The organism is Aeromicrobium wangtongii, from assembly GCF_024584515.1.
GTDB classification, from domain to species: domain Bacteria; phylum Actinomycetota; class Actinomycetes; order Propionibacteriales; family Nocardioidaceae; genus Aeromicrobium; species Aeromicrobium wangtongii.
On record NZ_CP102173.1, the window covers coordinates 1,205,704 to 1,219,337 of the forward strand.

General features: G+C 69.6%; 13 protein-coding genes and 2 tRNA genes. 10 read left to right on the forward strand and 5 right to left on the reverse strand.

The features are described 5' to 3' along the window. Position 1 precedes the first annotated feature (1 nt). The 7 genes from mutM to NQV15_RS06140 all read left to right on the forward strand — a co-directional run bounded on the left by mutM (position 2) and on the right by NQV15_RS06140 (position 6,025). Positions 2-853 carry a bifunctional DNA-formamidopyrimidine glycosylase/DNA-(apurinic or apyrimidinic site) lyase gene (mutM, locus tag NQV15_RS06110; RefSeq protein WP_232398820.1) on the forward strand — a complete coding sequence of 284 codons (852 nt, stop codon included), beginning with the start codon at positions 2-4 and terminating at the stop codon, positions 851-853. A gap of 13 nt (positions 854-866) precedes the next feature. After that, the gene (locus NQV15_RS06115) at positions 867-1,337 is read left to right on the forward strand and encodes a GNAT family N-acetyltransferase (protein WP_232398822.1); all 471 of its coding nucleotides are present in this window, start codon (positions 867-869) and stop codon (positions 1,335-1,337) included. Then, positions 1,334-2,566: a deoxyguanosinetriphosphate triphosphohydrolase gene (locus NQV15_RS06120; RefSeq protein WP_232398823.1), complete on the forward strand. Its 1,233-nt coding sequence runs from the start codon at positions 1,334-1,336 to the stop codon at positions 2,564-2,566. Before NQV15_RS06115 ends, NQV15_RS06120 begins: the two co-directional genes overlap by 4 nt. Positions 2,567-2,609: 43 nt before the next feature. Next, a complete protein-coding gene (dnaG, locus tag NQV15_RS06125) occupies positions 2,610-4,508 on the forward strand; it encodes a DNA primase (RefSeq protein WP_232398825.1) in 1,899 nt (632 codons plus the stop codon). A 75-nt stretch (positions 4,509-4,583) separates the two neighbouring features. Then, a complete protein-coding gene (locus NQV15_RS06130; RefSeq protein ID WP_232398827.1) occupies positions 4,584-5,162 on the forward strand; it encodes a sigma factor in 579 nt (192 codons plus the stop codon). Between the two features lie 8 nt (positions 5,163-5,170). After that, positions 5,171-5,243 (forward strand) — tRNA-Asn (locus NQV15_RS06135). Between the two features lie 110 nt (positions 5,244-5,353). Next, positions 5,354-6,025: a hypothetical protein gene (locus tag NQV15_RS06140; protein ID WP_232398829.1), complete on the forward strand. Its 672-nt coding sequence runs from the start codon at positions 5,354-5,356 to the stop codon at positions 6,023-6,025. 36 nt (positions 6,026-6,061) lie between these two features. Here NQV15_RS06140 and NQV15_RS06145 read toward each other — a convergent pair whose 3' ends face one another. Then, entirely contained in the window at positions 6,062-6,817 is a 756-nt protein-coding gene (locus tag NQV15_RS06145) for a PIG-L deacetylase family protein (RefSeq protein ID WP_232398831.1), read from the reverse strand. Between the two features lie 27 nt (positions 6,818-6,844). Between NQV15_RS06145 and NQV15_RS06150 the strand changes: the two genes are divergently transcribed. Beyond that, positions 6,845-6,921, forward strand: a tRNA-Ile gene (locus NQV15_RS06150). Positions 6,922-6,924: 3 nt separating this feature from the next. Here NQV15_RS06150 and NQV15_RS06155 read toward each other — a convergent pair. Continuing rightward, a complete protein-coding gene (locus NQV15_RS06155) occupies positions 6,925-7,230 on the reverse strand; it encodes a GNAT family N-acetyltransferase (RefSeq protein WP_232398833.1) in 306 nt (101 codons plus the stop codon). 102 nt (positions 7,231-7,332) lie between these two features. Between NQV15_RS06155 and NQV15_RS06160 the strand changes: the two genes are divergently transcribed. Next, positions 7,333-7,848, forward strand: a complete 516-nt coding sequence (locus tag NQV15_RS06160) for a DUF3145 domain-containing protein (RefSeq protein WP_232398834.1) — start codon at positions 7,333-7,335, stop codon at positions 7,846-7,848. 7 nt (positions 7,849-7,855) lie between these two features. On the opposite strand, the gene NQV15_RS06165 is transcribed toward NQV15_RS06160, so the two are convergent. After that, on the reverse strand, positions 7,856-8,662 hold the full coding sequence (locus NQV15_RS06165; RefSeq protein WP_232398836.1) for an acyl carrier protein: 807 nt from the start codon (positions 8,660-8,662) through the stop codon (positions 7,856-7,858). A gap of 89 nt (positions 8,663-8,751) precedes the next feature. Here NQV15_RS06165 and NQV15_RS06170 point away from each other — a divergent pair, with 89 nt between their 5' ends. After that, positions 8,752-9,702 carry an alpha/beta fold hydrolase gene (locus NQV15_RS06170; protein WP_232398838.1) on the forward strand — a complete coding sequence of 317 codons (951 nt, stop codon included), beginning with the start codon at positions 8,752-8,754 and terminating at the stop codon, positions 9,700-9,702. Position 9,703: 1 nt separating this feature from the next. Here NQV15_RS06170 and NQV15_RS06175 read toward each other — a convergent pair whose 3' ends face one another. Then, complete coding sequence (locus NQV15_RS06175; protein WP_232398841.1) at positions 9,704-10,810, reverse strand: phosphatase PAP2 family protein; 1,107 nt, start codon at positions 10,808-10,810, stop codon at positions 9,704-9,706. Between the two features lie 48 nt (positions 10,811-10,858). Continuing rightward, positions 10,859-13,615, reverse strand: a complete 2,757-nt coding sequence (aceE, locus tag NQV15_RS06180) for a pyruvate dehydrogenase (acetyl-transferring), homodimeric type (RefSeq protein WP_232398842.1) — start codon at positions 13,613-13,615, stop codon at positions 10,859-10,861. Positions 13,616-13,634: the final 19 nt, after the last annotated feature.

Below are 13,634 nucleotides of genomic sequence, written 5' to 3' on the forward strand. Positions count from 1 at the left end.
CGTGCCCGAGCTTCCCGAGGTCGAGGTCGTCCGCCTCGGCATCGCCGATCACGTCGTCGGTCGCACGATCACCGGTGTGACGGTCCACGACGTCCGCTCGGTGCGTCGCCACCTGGCCGGGCCGGCCGACTTCGTCCACCGCCTCGAGGGGCGCACGGTGGTCGGCGCCGCCCGCCGCGGCAAGTACCTGTGGATGCAGCTGGACCACGGCGATGCGGTGCTGTGCCACCTGGGCATGAGCGGGCAGTTCCTGGTCTCGGACGCCGCCGCGCCGCCGCCGCGTCACCTGCGCATCACGCTGGCCCTGGACGACGGCCGCGAGCTGCGCTTCGCCGATCAGCGCATCTTCGGCGGGATGTCGTTCAGCGAGGACGGTGCCGAGCTGCCCGCGGAGATCGCGCACATCGCCCGCGACCCGCTCGACCCCTTGTTCGACCCGGCAGAGTTCGTGACACGCATCCGCAAGCGGCAGACCGGCGTCAAGCGCGCGATCCTCGACCAGACGCTGATCTCGGGGGTCGGCAACATCTACGCCGACGAGGCGCTGTGGCGCACACCGCTGCACTACGCCCGCAACACCCGGCACCTGCGCATCAAGGAGGTCGAGTCGCTGCTCGGCCACATCGGCGACGTCATGCGCGAGGCGCTGGCCCAGGGCGGGACGTCCTTCGACGCGCTGTACGTCAACGTCAACGGCAACAGCGGCTACTTCGACCGCTCCCTGCAGGCCTACGGGCAGGAGGGCCTGCCGTGCCAGCGCTGCGGGACGCCGATCCGTCGCGACCCGTTCATGAACCGGTCGTCGTTCTGGTGCCCCGTGTGCCAGCCGCGTCCGCGCAACGGACGGTTCTGACTACGCTGGCGCCATGTCATTGACTCTCCAGCCCATGACGCCTGAGCAGTTCGCGTCCTGGAACGAGAAGCTGATCGTCAGCTACGCCCACGACAAGGTGGAAGCCGGCGCCTGGCCCGAGCGCGGCGCCGTCGAGCGTTCTCGCCACGACATCGGCGCAGACCTGCCGCTGGGCCTGGACACCCCCGGCCACGACCTGTTCGTCGCTCGGTCCGAGGGTCGTGACGTCGGCTGGCTGTGGCTGGCCACCGACACCACGGGGCCCGCGCCGCAGGCGTTCATCCACGACATCGAGGTGGTCGAGGGCGAGCGCGGCCGCGGTCTCGGCCGGGCCCTGCTCGAGGCGGCGGAGGCGTGGTGCGCCGATCACAGCATCGCCGTCCTGAAGCTGCACGTGTTCGCCCACAACGAGGCAGCGGTCGGTCTCTACGAGTCGTCCGGGTTCGAGACGACCGACCTGTCCATGGCCAAGCAGATCCGATGACCCACGACCCGTACGGCGACGAGGCGTACGAGCGTTACGTCGACGAGCCGCCCAAGCGCTCCGGCCGCACCTCGTTCGAGCGCGATCGTGGCCGCATCGTGCACTCCGCGGCGCTGCGTCGGCTCTCGGCCAAGACCCAGGTCATGGGTGCAGGCTTCGACGACTTCGTCCGCAACCGGCTGACGCACTCCCTGGAGGTTGCGCAGGTCGCCCGCGAGCTGGGCAAGGCGCTGGGCTGCGATCCGGAGATCGTCGACTCCGCCGCACTGGCCCACGACCTGGGGCATCCGCCGTTCGGCCACAACGGCGAGGTCGCGCTGGACGAGGCGGCGCAGTCGTGCGGCGGGTTCGAGGGCAATGCGCAGACGCTGCGGATCCTGAGCCGGCTGGAGTCCAAGACCTTCGCACCGGACGGCCGCAGTGTCGGGCTCAACCTCACCCGCGGGACGCTGTCGGCGTGCGTGAAGTATCCGTGGCGGCGCGGCGAGGACACGGACGGCTCCGGCAAGTTCGGCGTGTACGCCGACGATCTGCCGGTGTTCGAGTGGCTGCGGGACGGTGCGCCGGCGCGGCGGCGTCCGATCGAGGCGCAGGTCATGGACCTGTCCGACGACATCGCCTACTCGGTGCACGATGTCGAGGACGGTGTCGTGGGCGGCTGGTTCGGGCTGCGCGTCGGCGACCTGGACATCGCGTCGATCCATGACGTCGCGCGCGACTGGTACGACCCGACCGCCACCGACGACCGCCTCGACGCGGCTCTCGCGCGGCTCGAGGAGATGCCCGAGTGGCCGACGACCTCCTTCGACGGCCGCCGGGCCGAGCGCGCCGTGCTCAAGAGCCTGACCAGTGCGCTGATCGGCCGGTTCGCGAACGCCGCGGAGGGGGCGACGATCGAGGCGTGGGGCAGTGGTCCGCTGACCCGGTACGGCGCCGACCTCGAGGTGCCGGTCGACACCAGGGACGAGATCACGGTGCTCAAGTCGATCGCAGCGCACTACGTCATGCGGTCGGACGACCGGGCCATGATGCTCGGGCAGCAACGCGAGCTGTTGCACGAGCTGGTCAGGGCGCTCGACCGGTCGGAGGGCCGCGAGCTCGAGGCCGAGTTCGCCCAGGACTTCGCCGAGGCCCAGGACGACGCCGCGCGTCGGCGGGTCGTGATCGACCAGGTGGCCAGCCTCACGGACGTCTCGGCGCGCGCCTGGGGCCTGCGGCTGCTGGGCTGACGCGGCCCACGGGGTGCGGGCGGTCCGGACTACCATTCACCTCATGGCCGGGCGCATCAAGGACGAGGACATCCAGCTCGTCCGTGAACGCACCCGCATCGACGAGGTCGTCGAGCAGTACGTGACGCTCAAGAACGCCGGCGGCGGTTCCCGCAAGGGACTGTGCCCGTTCCACGACGAGAAGTCGCCGTCGTTCAACGTGCGCCCCTCCGTCGGCTCCTACCACTGCTTCGGCTGCGGGGCCGGCGGCGACGTCTTCAAGTTCGTGATGGAGATCGAGGGCCTCAGCTTCGTCGAGACCGTCGAGCGACTCGCGGCCAAGAGCGGCATCACGCTGCGCTACGAGGACGGCGGCACGCCGGGACCGCGCCGCGATCCCAACCAGCGTCCTCGGCTGCTCGCCGCGCACCGCGAGGCGGGGGAGTTCTACGCCGCGACCCTGCAGTCGTCGCCGGATGCCCAGGCGGGCCGCCAGTTCGTCAAGGACCGCGGCTTCGACCAGGCTGCCGCCGAGAAGTTCGGCATGGGCTTCGCGCCGCGCGGGGGCGAGCAGCTCGTCGCGCACCTGAAGTCCAAGGGCTTCACCGACGACGAGCTGGTCGTCGGCGGACTGGCGTCGCGCGGCAACCGCGGCCTGTACGACCGCTTCCGCGGCCGCCTGCTGTGGCCGATCCGGGAGATGACCGGCGAGGTGATCGGCTTCGGCGCCCGCCGGATGTTCGACGACGACCGGGTCGAGGCCAAGTACCTCAACACGTCCGAGACGCCCATCTACAAGAAGAGCCAGGTGCTCTACGGCCTCGACCTGGCCCGCCGGTCGATCTCCTCCTCCGGCCAGGCCGTCATCGTCGAGGGCTACACCGACGTCATGGCCTGCCACGAGGCCGGCGTGACCACGGCCGTGGCGACCTGCGGCACCGCCTTCGGCGAGGACCACGCCCGCGTCATGCGCCGGCTGATGCTGGACGACCAGGCGTTCCACGGCGAGGTGATCTTCACCTTCGACGGTGACGAGGCCGGCCAGCGCGCCGCGATCAAGACCTTCAACGGCGACCAGCAGTTCGTCGCCCAGACCTATGTCGCGGTCGAGCCGCGCGGGATGGATCCGTGCGACCTGCGGCTGGCCGATGGCGACGCCGCGGTCCGCGAGCTCGTGGCCTCCCGCATCCCGCTGTACCGCTTCGTGCTGGAGAACATGCTCAGCAAGTACGACCTCGACCGCGGCGACCAGCGCGTCGACGCCGTGCGCGAGGCGGTCACGCTGGCCTCCGCGATCCGCGACCGCTCCAAGGTCGACGAGCTGCTGCGCGAGATCGCCGGCCGGGTGGGCACCGACGTCGACCAGGTGCGCAGCGAGCACCGTCGCCGGATGGCGATCGCCGCGAAGGCCACACCGGGGCAGCAGCCCGTCAGGCCCGGCCAGGCCGAGGCCCCGGCGCCCCCGCCGCCGTCGCCGGCGGTCAACTTCGGGCTGCCGCAGTTCGCCGACGAGCGCGAGGCGCTCAAGGCGATCGTGCAGCATCCGCACCTCGCCGCGAAGTACGCCGACGACCTCGACGACAACGACTTCACGCACCCGATCTCGAAGGTGCTCTGGAAGCACATCGAGGCGATGCCGTGGCCGACGGGCCCGGACAGCAACTGGCTGCCGCAGCTGGCGGACTCGGTGCATGACGAGGACGCCAAGAGGATCCTGTCGATCGCCGCGGTCGAGCCGCTGCACGCCCGGGGCAACACGGCGGCCGTGGTGATGTCGGACATCATCCGGCTGCAGATCCTGACGCTCGGGCGCCGCGTGGCCGAGGTCAAGTCCAAGCTGCAGCGCACCAACCCGATCGACGAGGCCGAGACGTACAACCGGATGTTCGGTGAGCTGATAGCGCTCGAGCAGCAGCTGCGCGATCTGCGCGACCGCTCGCTGGCCGGCGACGTCCCCAGCTGACGGACGTCCCGCCCGCCTCCACAGGGACGCGTCGGACGGGTGCCACGGCCCGTCTGGACGGCCCACGCTGGCGGCATGGATCGATTCGTCCGAACCCTGATGGCCGCGCCGGCGCTCTCCGCGGCCCAGGAGCAGCTGCTGGCCCGTCAGGCGCGCGACGGGGACCTCGAGGCCCGGGAGGCTCTGATCACCTCCGGAATGCGTTCTGTGGCCCTCAGGGCGCGGATGCTGGGCCTGCAGGGGGAGGACCTGCGTGATGCCGTGCAGTCAGGCGCCGTGGGCCTCATCCGTGCCGTCGACCGGTTCGATCCCGACCGGGGTGTGCGGCTGTCGACGTACGCGTGGCGGTGGATCGGTGCGGAGATGATGCGCACACCGCATCGGGAGCTTCCGCTGGACGACATCGAGCCGCTGGCCGACGGCCCCGTGGCTGGGAGCTGCGGGCCGTTGCTGGCGCCTCTGACGGCGGTGGAGGCGCAGGTGGTCGTCCTGCGATTCGGGCTGGGATCGCAGGGCTCATCGCCCATGAGCCGCCGCGCCGCCGCGGACCATCTGGGGCTCACCATCTCGCAGGTTCGGACCATCGAGGGGAAGGCGATGCGACAACTCCGAAGGGGGCTTGCTAAGGTTGGTGACCGTGCTCCTCACCAGTGAGAAGCCGATCCCCCATAGCTCAATTGGCAGAGCATTCGACTGTTAATCGGAGGGTTCTTGGTTCGAGTCCAAGTGGGGGAGCAGGACCCACGAAACCCCCGCCTCGGCGGGGGTTTCGTCGTTCATCACCGCATTTCTCCGGGCCCTTCGGCCCCAGACGTGGTGGCGCGGCCCGGTTAGCGTCACCACTGATGGAGCACGATCACGGCTGGCGCGAGGTCGAGCCCGACGGTGAGACGCGGTGGCCCATGGCGGCCGCCGTCGTGGTCGCCATGGGCGTGACCATCTCGCTGCCGAGCGACCTGCGGCTGGGTGGCCCCTGGGTGCTGCCCGTCATCTCGGGCCTCCTGCTCGTCGCGCTGCTCGCGGGGGACCCGGGACGGATCTCGCGGCGGACCACCGAGCTGCGGGTGGCCTCGGTGGCGCTGATCACCGTGCTGTCGGTGGGGGCGATGTGGTCGACGTTTCGGCTCGTCGTCGACATCCTCGACGCGGGTCCGACGACGGACTCGGCTACGGAGCTGCTCCAGGCGAGCGCCTGCGTCTGGTTGGGCACCGTCATCGCCTGTGCACTGCTCTACTTCGAGCTCGACTGCGGAGGGGCCGCTGCGCGCGCGGAGCGGATGCCGCGCAGTCCCGATCTGGCCTTCCCGCAGCAGCTCAATCCCGGGGTGGGTCCCGACGGGTGGCGCCCGCACTTCGTGGACTATCTCTACCTCGGGCTGACCAACGCCACGGCGTTCAGCCCGACCGACGTCATGCCGCTGGCGCGGTGGGCCAAGATGGTCATGTCGTTCCAGGCCGTGACGTCACTGGTCATCACGGGCCTGGTCGTCGCGCGCGCGGTGAACGTCCTTCGCTGAGCGCGCGGACCGGTTTCGCCCGCTGCAGCACGACCCTCACTGACCCCACTGCAGCGAGAAGACCTCGAAGGACGCTGCGTGGGTCGTGCCGAGCCGCCCGCCGGTCGGGCGCGACACGCCCTCGAGGAACTCGGCGGGGTCGAAGTTCTCCCAGCCCAGTCCCTCGATGTACGCCCGGTGCGCTGCAAGCGACTCCACGCCGCGGTCGAACGTGTCGGTGGTGTCGACCGCGTGGGTCGCATCGGGCGATCCCGCCGCCCACACCTGCTTCACACCGCCCCACGGCTCGACGCCCTCGATCAGCTGATCGGAGAAGACCCACCGGTTGCCGGCGTCCCCGGCGGAGTTGAGCGCCGCCCGGCCGACGGCCATGTGATCGGGCTGGTTGGGCGCCGAGCCGCCCCAGGTCTCGCGGAAGTTGTTCGTGATGATCACCTCGGGCCGGTGCAGCCGGACGACTCCGGTGATCGCGTGCCGCAGTGCGACGCCGTACTCCAGCACGCCGTCGGGCAGCCCGAGGAAGTCGACCGTGTCGACGCCGACGATCCGGGCCGACTCGATCTGCTCGGCCACGCGCACCATGCGGCACTCCTCCGGCGGGAGGGCGTCGATGCCTGCTTCGCCGCTGGTGACCATGCAGTAGACGACCGTCTTGCCCTGATCGGTCCACCGGGCGACCGCAGCCGCCGTCCCGAACTCGACGTCGTCCGGGTGCGCCACGACCACGAGGGCGCGTTCCCAGCTCTCGTCGACGGGTTCCAGCGGTGCGGGTCCATCAGGTGAGGAGTCCATGTCGGTAGGCTAAGCCCGCATTCCCATGGGGCGGTAGCTCAGCTGGTCAGAGCACGGGACTCATAATCCCTTGGTCGCGGGTTCGAGCCCCGCCCGCCCTACCAGAGCTACAGACCGAAGGTCGATCGCTGATCGGCCGGCACGAGCTCCACGAACTCCGGGTTGTCCCGGATGACCTTCGGCACGAACGGGCAGTACGGCAGCACCGTGCCGCCGCGTGCGGCGATCTCGGACAGGGCGCCGGAGATCAGCTGCCCGCCGATGCCGCGGCCCTCGAACTGCGGGTAGACCCGGGTGTGCGGGAGGGCGTACTCGTCCCCGTGCTTGCGGTAGTCGACGTAGCCCGCCAGGTCGCCGTCGACGGTGATCTCGAAGCGTGAGTCGAGCGCATTGTCGTGGATCTCGGTCGTCATTCGACATTCCCTCGTGAAGATGTTGTCCGGTCACCCAAAAGTACGACACAATGGTCCCGGATGTTCCCGAGACGCTGGGGAAGGCGACCTAGGGAGGCATCCATGAACTTGTCTTCGCCGACGACCCCGACGCGGGGTGTGCTGTTTGTGCACTCATCCACGTCTGCCCTGTGCCCGCATGTCGAGTGGGCGGTGGCAGGCGTGCTCGGTGGCACGCCCGATTTCAGCTGGGTCGCGCAGCCGGCAGAGCCCGGCACCTACCGCGCGGAGCTGTCGTGGCAGGCCCGGTCGGGCACTGCGGCCAAGCTGGCGTCCGCGCTGCGGGGCTGGGAGCAGCTGCGGTTCGAGGTCACCGAGGAGCCCACCGCGTCCAGCGAGGGCGCGCGCTACTCGTACACGCCGGACCTGGGCATCTTCCACGCCCTGACCGGCCTGCACGGCGACATCCTCATCCCCGAGGACCGCATCAAGGCGTTCCGGGTCAAGGTCGCGCTGGGTGAGATCGACATGGACACGGCGCTCGACGGGCTGCTGGGCGTGGCGTGGGACGCCGAGCTCGAGCCGTTCCGGCACGCCGGCGAGGGCGCCCCGGTGCGCTGGCTGCACCAGGTGATCTGAGCCGGGCTCAGCCGATCGTGACCTTGATCGTCGGGGTCGTCTCGCCGGTCACGGTGTTCTTGATCCGGAACGTCCGCTCGCCGGTGCGCGAGGTGTAGAGCTCGGTACGGAAGATGCCGCCGTCCCGGATCTGCGTCTGGATCGGGAAGTCGTCCCAGCCGGCACCGGAGCCGTCCTTGACCTCCACCTGCAGGGTCTGACCGTCCGGGCTGCCCGGGAACGCCCCGCTGAGCAGGAAGCGCTCACCGGGGGCCACCCGCTCGCTGGACGTGTTGATGGTCGGCTTCGGGTCGTCGGTCGGCGTCGCCTTCTTCGGCGCGGCCTTCTTCTTCGTGGCCGGCTCGGGCTTCGGGGTGGGCGTGGCCGTCACGCCGATCGCCGGCAGGTCGACCTTGCTGATGCCGGTCGCGCTCACGAGGGCCGCGCCGCCCAGGCCCACCGCACCGCCGATCACCAGGCCGAAGAACACGAAGGTCGCCGCGAATGTGCGCAGCTTGGTGCGGCGCACCTCCGGGTCGTGGTGGATCACCGGTGCGGGCTGGGACGCGGCGGACGGGTGGGACGCAGCGGCGCCACTGTCGTGATTGACCACGGCATCGATGGCGTCCTGCACGGTGGTCATCGAGTCGATGGTCGTGTCCGAGAGGTAGACGCCGAAGCGTCGACCCAGCTCCTCGCCCACCTCCACGATCGCGATCGAGTCCGTGCCGAGGTCCTTGAGCTTCGCGGACGGGACGACGGCGTCGGCGGGGCACCCGACGACGCGCACCAAGATGTCGGTGAGCTGCTCACGGACCGAGGAGGGAGAGGGCACGCGCTCAGTCTACCGAGACGGCGCCGCCGATCACGTCACACTCACGGCAAGGCCCGGACTGTTGTTCGCCGCCGTTCTAGACTTGATCGATGGAGAGCATCGAGGACGTGCAGTACGTCGTCGTGCACGGCCACCGGCGGGCGTATCGCATCGCCGGGTCCGGCCCAGCCCTGCTGTTGCTGCACGGACTGGCCTGCGACTCCTCGACCTGGGTCGACGTGATGCCTGCCTTGGCAGAGCACCACACCGTGATCGCGCCCGATCTGCTCGGGCACGGCCAGTCCGACAAGCCCAATGCCGACTACTCCCTCGGGGGCTACGCCAACGGGATGCGCGATCTGCTCACCGTCCTGGGCATCGACAAGGTGACGGTCATCGGGCACAGCTTCGGCGGGGGAGTGGCGATGCAGTTCGCCTACCAGTTCCCCGACCGGACCGAACGCGTCGTGCTGGTGTCCACCGGCGGGCTGGGCAAGGAGGTCACCCCGCTGATCCGCCTGATGACGGTCCCCGGCAGTGGCATGGCGATCGCGGTGGCCACGATGCGTCCGTGGCGGCCGCTGGTCCGCGGCGCCCTGGCATCGCTGTCCCGGTTGCCCATCTCGGCGACCCGCGATCTCGGCGAGGTGGCCCGGATCTACGAGTCGCTGGCCGATCCCGCGCTGCGAACTGCCGTCCAACGGGTCACGAGCCACGTCGTGGACTGGCGTGGCCAGTTCGTCACGATGACCGATCGCAGCTATCTGGCCCGGCTCATGCCCGTCATGGTCATCTGGGGGCGGGAGGACATGGTCATCCCCGTGTCACACGCCGAGTCCGCGCCGAGCCCGGTCTCCGACGTCCACGTGCTGGAGGACAGCGGGCACTTCCCGCACCGCGACCACCCGGAGCAGTTCGCGCGGCTGGTCCAGCAGTTCATCGAGGCCAACGCCCCGGCGCACTACCACCGCGGGCGATGGCGAGCGCTGCTCAAGCGAGGCGACCAGCACGAGCTGGAGAGCGTCGAGCAGCCGGCGGCGCCGCGCCCCGCGATCGTCTGAGTCAGGGGGCCGGGGAGACCGAGGGCTCGGGAGTCGCAGGGCGCGAGCCGACGGGCTCCGCGGGGTCCGGGGCGCCGGCCTGTTCGGCGGCCAGTCGTTTGCGCTTCTGCCGCTTGGTGTTGCCGGTGACGAGTGCGCCGACCCACACCGCGACAGCGCCGATCACCAGTCCGCCGATGTCGTCGGCGATGTAGTGCCAGCCGAGGTACAGGGTGGCCAGCATCGTGAAGCCGAGGTAGACCCACGCGGTGTAGCGCAGGACGCGGGCCAGGCGCGCGTAGTGCAGGAACAGGGCCAGGGTGAAGACCACCGAGACGTGCAGGGACGCGAAGCCGGCGATGCCGAAGATCTTGTCGCCCTGCGGGTCCTCCTTGAAGCCGAACGCTCCGCGCAGCAATGACATCTGCAGCTGGGTGGCACCGTTCTCGGGCAGGTCGGCGAAGCGTTGTGGCTCGTAGAACGCCGGGCCGAGCGACGGCAGCGAGTAGTAGCTGATGGTGCCGAGCACCCAGTTGAGGCTGACGGCGGTCGCGTACCAGGCGCCGACGGTGAAGTCGCGGTGCAGGACCAGGACCGCGGCCACCGTGATGGGCACGACCGGCAGGTAGAGCACGTACAGGACGGCCAGCACCTGCGCGGCGACCGTGGTGCCGAGCGCCGAGTGCAGCACCTCGGCCGGGTTGTTGCCGAAGAACAGGAAGTGGTCGAGCTCCAGCAGTGCTCGGTCGTGGATCGTGTCGCCACCCAGCAGCGGCAGATAGCTCTTGAGGTTTCGGTAGCTGACGTAGCAGATGTAGAACGACACCATGCCGGTCGCGGCGTAGGCGACGCGTCGCAGGTTCCACTCGTCGCGGACGATCGTGCGCATGCCGGGCAGCATCCGTCGGAAGCCATAGCGGTGGATGGCCTGCGGGGCGAGGCCGGCGGCGAACAGCAGGAGGCCCAGCAGCGGCAGGCGGATGTACGCCGGCCCCAAGAACCCCTCGGGGTCCTTGAGGCCGACGCCCAGATCCTGCGAGTAGTAGATCGCGGTCGCGCCCACGGCCAGCGAGAGGCAGAACGCAAATGCATACGGCCATCGGAGGAACGCGCGCGACCATCGGAGCATGGTGGTCATCTTAAAGGGCGCCCCAACCACGCTGCCATGCAGTGCCGGTCAGGCGTCGCCCCCCACCTGCTCCACTCCCGCGACCGCGGTCGGGTCGTCGATGCGGAAGCGGGTGAACGCCTCGTGGGCCGTCTCGGCGGCCACCGAACCGGCCTGGGCCAGCGTCTGCAGCACGGACACCACGATCGACTCGGCGTCGACCTGGAAGGTGCGTCGTGCCGCGGCGCGGGTGTCGGCGAAGCCGAATCCGTCCGTGCCCAGCGACTGCCACGGTCCGGGGACCCAGCGGGCGATCTGGTCGGGCACGGCGCGCATGTAGTCGCTGACCGCGACCGTGACGGCGCTGGAGTCCATGAGCTTGCCCGTGATGTACGGCACCTTGCTGTACTGGCCGGGGTGGTTCAGGTTCCACTGCTCGGCCGCGATGGCGTCGCGCGCCAGCTCGTTCCATGACGTCACGGACCAGACATCGGCCGCGACACCGTAGTCGGCAGCGAGGATCTCCTGGGCCTTCAGCGCCCACGGCACCGCGATGCCCGAGGCCATGATGCGCGCGGCGATGCCGTCACCGGTGGCCTTGCGGTACACGTAGGCGCCCTTGAGCAGGCCCTCGACATCGACGTCCTCCGGCTCGACCGGCTGGTTGAAGGCCTCGTTGTAGACCGTCAGGTAGTAGATGATGTCCTCGCCGTGCGGGAACGCGTCGCTCGTCCCGTACATGCGCTCGAGACCCTGCTTGACGATGTGGCTGATCTCGAAGCTGAACGCCGGGTCGTAGTGCACGACCGCAGGGTTCGTCTGCGCGATCAGCGGCGAGTGTCCATCGGCGTGCTGCAGGCCCTCGCCGGTCAGCGTCGTCCGTCCGGCCGTCGCGCCGATCAGGAATCCGCGGGCCAGCTGGTCGGCCATCGCCCAGATCGAGTCGGCCGTCCGCTGGAAGCCGAACATCGAGTAGAACAGGTAGACCGGGATCATCGGCTCGCCGTGCGTGGAGTACGCGCTGCCCGCCGCGATCGCCGACGCCATGGCGCCGGCCTCGCTGATGCCCTCGTGCAGCAGCTGGCCCTGGGCCGACTCCTTGTACGCCAGCAGCAGCTTGCGGTCGACCGACTCGTACGTCTGGCCGGCCGGGTTGTAGATCTTGGCCGACGGGAACATCGAGTCCATGCCGAACGTGCGGTACTCGTCGGGCGCGATCGGGACGATGCGGCGCCCGATCTCGGGATCCTTCATCAGATCGCGCAGCAGCCGCACGAAGGCCATCGTCGTGGCGATCTGCTGCTTGCCCGAGCCCTTCTTGAGCTCCTCGTAGATCGCGGGGTCCGGCAGCTTGACCGTCGTCGGGTTGACGATGCGCTGGGGCAGCGAGCCGCCGAGGGCCTCTCGCCGCGCCTTCATGTACTGCATCTCCTCGCTGTCCTCACCGGGGTGGTAGAACGGCGCGATGTCGCTCCCGTCGATCTGCTCGTCGGTGACAGGGATGTTGAGGCGGTCGCGGAAGCCCTTGAGGTCGTCCTTGGTGAGCTTCTTCATCTGGTGGGTCGCGTTGCGGCCCGCGAACGACTCCAGCAGCCAGCCCTTGACGGTGTGGGCCAGGATGACGGTCGGCTGACCGGTGTGCTTCTGCGCGGCCTCGAAGGCGGCGTAGACCTTGCGGTAGTCGTGCCCGCCGCGGGGGAGGCGCTCGATCTCCTCGTCCGAGAGGTGCTCGACCATCTTGCGCAGCCGCGGGTCGGGACCGAAGAAGTGCTCGCGGTTGTACGCGCCGGTCTCGACCGAGAGGGTCTGGAACTCGCCGTCGGGGGTGCGGTTCATCTGGTTGACCAGGACGCCGTCGGTGTCGCGGGCCAGCAGGTCGTCCCACTCGCGGCCCCAGACGACCTTGATGACGTTCCAGCCGGCGCCGCGGAAGGTCGACTCGAGCTCCTGGATGATCTTTCCGTTGCCGCGGACCGGGCCGTCGAGCTGCTGCAGGTTGCAGTTGACGACGAAGGTGAGGTTGTCCAGCTCCTCACGTGCCGCGACGCCGATCGCGCCCAGCGACTCGACCTCGCCCATCTCGCCGTCGCCGAGGAAGGCCCAGACGTGCTGCTGGCTGGTGTCCTTGATGCCGCGGTTGTGCAGGTAGCGGTTGAACCGGGCCTGGTAGATCGCGTTGATCGCGCCCAGGCCCATCGAGACGGTCGGGAACTCCCAGTAGTCGCTCATCAGGCGGGGGTGCGGGTACGACGACAACCCGTTGCCGGCGCCGTGCGAGTGCTCCTGGCGGAACCGGTCCAGCTGGGTCTCGCTCAGCCGGCCCTCGAGGAACGAGCGCGCGTAGATGCCGGGCGCGGCGTGGCCCTGGAAGTAGATCTGGTCACCGCCGCCGGGGTGGTTCTTGCCGCGGAAGAAGTGGTTGAAGCCGACCTCGTACAGGCTGGCGGCCGACTGGTACGACGCGATGTGTCCACCGACGCCGAGGCCGGGACGGTTCGCGCGCGACACCATGACGGCGGCGTTCCAGCGGATGTACGAACGGATGCGTCGCTCGATCGCCTCGTTGCCCGGGAACCAGGGTTCACGCTCGGGCGGGATGGTGTTGATGAAGTCGGTGCTGAGCAGCGCCGGGACGCCCACGTTCTGCTCGCGCGCCCGTTCCAGGAGCTTCAGCATCACGTAGCGGGCGCGGCCTCGGCCCCGACTGTCGACCATCTCGTCGAGGGAGCTGACCCATTCAGCCGTCTCATCGGGATCGATGTCGGGCAGCTGCGTCGGCAGACCCTCATGGATGACTGTCGGACGTTCCTGACCGGATTGCGGCATGTTCTCTCCCAGTTGTCTT